Below are 5,487 nucleotides of genomic sequence, written 5' to 3'. Positions count from 1 at the left end.
CAGTCCGTCGCTCTACCGACTGAGCTATTGGAGAATCTGATGCGCATTTTATGGATGAAATCTAAAAGCGTCAATAAGAATATTAAAGAAAATGAATCGTTTGCTTGATTAATATGCTTTTGTTGTATTAAAAATAAAAAAACCACCCAAAATAGGGTGGTTTTTATAAAGAAATAAAATTATTTCTCTACGCCTGCTGGTTGACCTGCAAGTTTTGCATTTGCATAGTCCCAGTTCACTAGGCTTTCTAAGAAAGTCGTGATGTATTTAGGACGTAAGTTACGGAAATCGATGTAGTAAGCGTGTTCCCATACGTCAATTGTTAATACCGCAATTTGACCATGTGCAAGTGGAGTGTCTGCATTAGAAGTTTTAGTGATAGATAATTTACCGTTTACTTCGTCAGCAACTAACCAAGCCCAACCTGAACCGAATTGAGTTGTTGCAGCAGCAGCAAATTCTTCTGCAAATTTTTCGTAGCTACCAAAAGCTTCTTCAATTTTAGCAGCGATTGCGCCAGTAGGTTTACCACCACCATTTGGCTTCATAGAATTCCAGTAGAAAGTATGGTTCCAAACTTGAGCAGCGTTGTTGAAAATACCAGCTTTAGATGCATCACCAGCAGTTGCTTTGATGATTTCTTCTAAAGTTTTACCTTCAAGGTCAGTTCCTTTGATTAAGTTGTTTAAGTTAACAACATAGGTATTGTGGTGTTTATCGTGATGGTATTCTAAAGTTTCTTTACTGATATGTGGCGCTAAATCATCATAGCCATATGGAAGTGCAGGTAAAGTAATGGTTGTCATGTTCCTATTCCTTGCATTTGCTGGGTTATACAATATTAAGTGGCTCTATTGTAAATGATTCTGTTCACAATAGGGCATCGTTTTAAAGAACTATACACAATAAAGATCTAATTAATACGCATAACACAGATTGAAAAAAAGACTTAATTAAATCGGATTATTCAATTCAAAATATTCACTTTCAATAGCGAACTGTTGTGAAATTGCTTGTGCCAATCGCTGAACCCCATAACGTTCAGTTGCATGATGACCACAAGCAAAATAGTGAACACCTAACTCTTTTGCTTCATAGAAAGTTCGTTCACTGACTTCGCCTGAAATATAAGCATCACAATTTTGCAAAGCTGCTTTAGCAATAAAATCTTGAGCGCCGCCTGTACAGAAACCTACTTTTTGAATGCTTTGTTTTCCAGCTGGTAAATGAATTACCTTAAAATCAAAACTATTTTGTAGTTTTGCTTTAAATTCGTCCACAGAAAGTGCTTGCTCTAAATATCCAATATTACCAATCGGATGTTTCTCGGTTAAATCAAGTGGTTCTAAATTCTGTAAATTTAATTTCTCTGCAATGGCTACATTGTTGCCCAAAGTTGGGTGGGCATCTAACGGCAGATGGTAAGCGACTAATGAAATATTATTTTGAATAAGTTTTTTAATGCGGTTACCACGCATTCCTGTAATTGGATACGGTTCGCCTTTCCAAAAATAACCATGATGTACAAGTAATAGATCCGCATTTTGAGCAATTGCTGCATCAATCGCATCTTCGGAAGCAGTAACCGCACAAACGATACGTTTTACTTCAGTTGAACCTTCAATTTGCAGGCCATTTGGTGCGTAATCTTTAAATTCTGCTGCTTTTAAGGTTTGGTCGCACCACTGAATAATTTCATGCAAATTCGCCATGATATTTCCTGAATTGAGTAGTAAATAATTGCTAAAGCTATAGAAACATATTTTGTTGTGTAACTAAAGCTAGACAAATCTTTTTTGAGTTTTTTGTGTATATCGACATATTTAATTTAAAATGCTTAACTGAAAACTCTTTTTGTTCAATATATTAATTTAATTAAAAACTTCTTTTCGTAGAGGATATAAACGTGCGCCGCACCTTTACATGGTTACCTTGGGTGTTACTTATTATTGTAATTGCCAGTTTTATTGCATGGCAAAAATACCATCAACCGAAACCAACTGTTGCAGTTGATGGGGTACAAATGCCTGCCGAGAAAGTTGAGCCATTGGTTGATACTTCACGAACGGGCGGGGTGGTGTCTTATAGTGCTGCGGTAAAAGTTGCAGCGCCGGCAGTTGTTAATATTTTTACGACCCAGAAAGTTAAACAAAATCATCCATTGTTAAGCGATCCAGTATTCCGCGAATTTTTTGGAAATCAGGTTCCTGAACAACAACAGCAAAATGAAAATAGTTTAGGTTCTGGGGTTATTGTACGTGCTGATGGTTATATTCTTACCAATAATCATGTGATTGCTCAAGCTGATCAAATTGTAGTGGCATTACGTGACGGGCGTCGTGCGGAAGCAACGATTGTTGGAACAGACCCTGACACAGATTTAGCAGTCATTAAAATCGATTTAGATAAATTACCTGTGTTGCCATTTAAGCTTAGTGGTAACGAAGTGGGTGATGTTGTCTTGGCAATTGGTAACCCATTTGGTGTAGGGCAAACGGTAACTCAAGGTATTATTTCTGCCACTGAGCGCTCTGATTTGGGCATTAATACCTATGAAGACTTTATTCAAACCGACGCCGCAATTAATCCAGGTAACTCAGGTGGTGCATTAATTGATGTTGCTGGTAATTTAATTGGGGTAAACACAGCTATTTTCTCTCAGTCAGGTGGTTCTTTAGGTATTGGCTTCGCAATTCCAGCTAAAATTTGCCAACAAGTATTAAACTCGATTTTGAAAGATGGCCGCGTTGTACGTGGATGGTTAGGCATTAGTTTAGTACCACCTACACAAGACGATGTCTTGGCACCAAAACAGCAAATTGGTGTAGTTGTTGCTGATGTATTAAAAAGTGGTCCAGCAGCTTCAGCAGGTATAAAAGTTGGCGATAAGATTGTTCAAGTAAATAATGAACCAATCACTTCGGCATCTCATTTGATTAATTACGTTGCATTACAAGCGCCTAATAGCGAAATTAATGTAGTGGTTGAGCGAGCTGGGAAGCAAGAAAACTTTGTGGTAACAGTTGGCGAAAGAAAAAACCAAAATAGTCAATCTCAATATATACCGTTACCTAAACAGTAAAACAAAAAAAGCCTCGTAACGAGGCTTTTTTTATTGGCTTAAATTAAGAATGTGTTGGTGTCTGATGTTGATGTTTGAACTCAGTTAAAGCATCAATGCGGTACTGAATTAACATTTCGCCAATTTCAGCACCCTTAATATTTTCTGGTAAATCTTGAACCTTAATAGAGCGAACCACTTGCATTGCATCTAACATATATTGGGCTTGAGGATAGGGGCGATCTTCTAAACCTAGTCTTCCTCTTGCATCGCACTCACATGCCTGTACAAAAGCTTCTACTCTCTCAGGACGGCGTAATACATCAAGACGTTGTAATAAACGCCATACCGTTCCTGGTTTTAAAGACATAATCTGATGACATTTTAAATGCTCTTTACACACCGATAATGCTAACTGTCGAGTTTGTGTCGGAACTTTTAAACGTTCGCATAGTTCAGTAACTGGTTTCACACCTCGCTCTTCATGCATGATATGGCGAGGAAGTTCGTTAACTGGCGTTAATGCTTTACCCAAATCATGTACTAAAACAGCAAATCGAACATCAAGTGAGTAGTTTGACTTACATGCTTGTTGTAAAGACATAAGAGTATGTATGCCGCAGTCTACTTCAGGATGATATTCAGGGCGTTGTGGTACACCAAACAGGGCGTCAATTTCAGGGAACAGATGTTTTAACGCACCGCAATCGCGTAATGTCTGAAAATAAATATCTGCATGATCTTCTAAAAGCGCACGCGAAGTTTCTTTCCAGACACGTTCTGGCGTTAATGCATCAAGTTCACCTGATTCGGCCATCGTTTGCATGAGTTGTAAGGTTTCAGTTGCAATATGAAAACCATATGGGAAATATCGAGCTGCAAAGCGTGCGACACGTAAAACACGTAAAGGATCTTCAGCAAAAGCGTCTGAAACATGTCGTAAGGTTTTATTTTCTAAATCAGTTTGACCGCCATAGGGGTCATATAATTTGCCATCTTGATCCATTGCTATGGCATTGATGGTTAAATCACGGCGAATTAAATCTTCTTCTAAACTTACTGTGGTATCAGTAAAAAACTGAAAACCGTGATAACCCTTACCGGACTTTCGCTCAGTACGTGCAAGTGCATATTCTTCTTTCGTTTCAGGATGAAGAAACACAGGAAAATCTTTGCCTACAGGTTGAAAACCTTGGGCGAGCATATGTTCAGGTGTTGCTCCGACCACAACATAGTCTTTTTCTTGATAGGGATGCCCAAGTAGAAAATCTCGGACGGCACCGCCTACTAAATACACTTGCATGAAAAAACCTCTATTCTTCAAGCAATCATGCTACAGAATAGAGGTTTTCTCAAGTCATTAGACAGGCTTTTCGTAAAAAGCTCTTTCTAAATTACTTTTCTTGTTGTTGGATTTCCGCAACAGTTAAAGCAGTCATATTGATAAGACGACGAGTCGTTGCTGTCGGTGTCAAAATATGAACAGGTTTTGCTGCGCCAAGCAAAATTGGACCAATAGTAACGTTGTTACCAGAAGTCGCTTTCAACAAGTTAAATGAAATATTTGCTGCATCTAGGTTTGGCATAATGAGCAAGTTTGCAGAACCTTTAAAACGTGAACCAGGGAATGCAAATTGACGAATATTTTCGTCTAATGCTGCATCACCATGCATTTCACCTTCAACTTCAAGCTCCGGAGCTTGCTCAGATAAAATACGATAAACTTCACGCATTTTTTGAGCGCTTGAATCAGTTTGGTCACTACCAAAACTTGAATGAGAAAGAAGTGCTACACGTGGAGTAATACCAAAGCGACGTACTTCTTCAGCTGCCAAAATAGTCATTTCAGCAAGTTGTTCAGCAGTCGGATTAGTGTTTACATAAGTATCTGCAATAAACAAGTTACGATCTTCAAGCATTAATGCATTTAACGTGAAGAAGTTGTTCATGCCTTCTTTAAGACCGATAACATTGCGTACAAAGTCAAGGTGAATGTTATAGCTACTGTAAGTACCACATAACATACCGTCTGCTTTACCGAATTTAACCAGTAGAGATGCAATTAACGTTGAACGGCGGCGAGCTTCACGTTGAGCATATTCAACAGTAATGCCTTTGCGTTGCATTGTTTGATAGTAATCTTTCCAAAACTCTTCATACATCGGGTTTTGTTCTTGATCAACAATCTCAATATTTACGCCATGTTGTAAACGTAGGCCTAATTTTTTGATATTTGCTTCAATTACAGCAGTACGACCTACTAAAATTGGTTTAGCTAAATCTTCATCAACAGCAATTTGTACTGCACGTAATACGCGCTCGTCTTCACCTTCCGCATATGCAATACGCTTTGGATCAGCTTTTGCTTGAGCAAAAATTGGTTTCATCAAGAATGCAGAGTTATATACAAACTCAGACAATTTTTG

At 38.3% G+C, this 5,487-nt stretch carries 5 protein-coding genes; 1 reads left to right on the top strand and 4 read right to left on the bottom strand.

The genetic code is table 11. The annotated features are described in order from the left end of the window. Positions 1-179 precede the first annotated feature (179 nt). Together UC75_RS07030 and UC75_RS07025 are read right to left on the bottom strand one after the other, a co-directional pair. On the bottom strand, positions 180-806 hold the full coding sequence (locus UC75_RS07030; protein WP_049837134.1) for a superoxide dismutase: 627 nt from the start codon (positions 804-806) through the stop codon (positions 180-182). 147 nt (positions 807-953) lie between these two features. After that, complete coding sequence (locus UC75_RS07025; protein ID WP_049837133.1) at positions 954-1,712, bottom strand: Nif3-like dinuclear metal center hexameric protein; 759 nt, start codon at positions 1,710-1,712, stop codon at positions 954-956. Positions 1,713-1,906: 194 nt separating this feature from the next. Between UC75_RS07025 and UC75_RS07020 the strand changes: the two genes are divergently transcribed. Continuing rightward, positions 1,907-3,082 (top strand): S1C family serine protease, encoded by a 1,176-nt coding sequence (locus tag UC75_RS07020; protein ID WP_013197197.1) that lies wholly within the window; start codon positions 1,907-1,909, stop codon positions 3,080-3,082. Positions 3,083-3,125: 43 nt separating this feature from the next. On the opposite strand, the gene UC75_RS07015 is transcribed toward UC75_RS07020, so the two are convergent. Further along, positions 3,126-4,364 (bottom strand): multifunctional CCA addition/repair protein, encoded by a 1,239-nt coding sequence (locus tag UC75_RS07015; RefSeq protein WP_049837132.1) that lies wholly within the window; start codon positions 4,362-4,364, stop codon positions 3,126-3,128. 91 nt (positions 4,365-4,455) lie between these two features. After that, the coding region (locus UC75_RS20545) for a phosphate acyltransferase (protein WP_265597219.1) at positions 4,456-5,487 on the bottom strand (1,032 nt) is incomplete at its 5' end.

It is taken from the genome of Acinetobacter sp. V2 (genome assembly GCF_001188385.1).
Classification (GTDB): domain Bacteria; phylum Pseudomonadota; class Gammaproteobacteria; order Pseudomonadales; family Moraxellaceae; genus Acinetobacter; species Acinetobacter oleivorans.
Note: the sequence above shows the minus strand (reverse complement) of the source record. Positions and strands in the feature narration are given on the sequence as shown.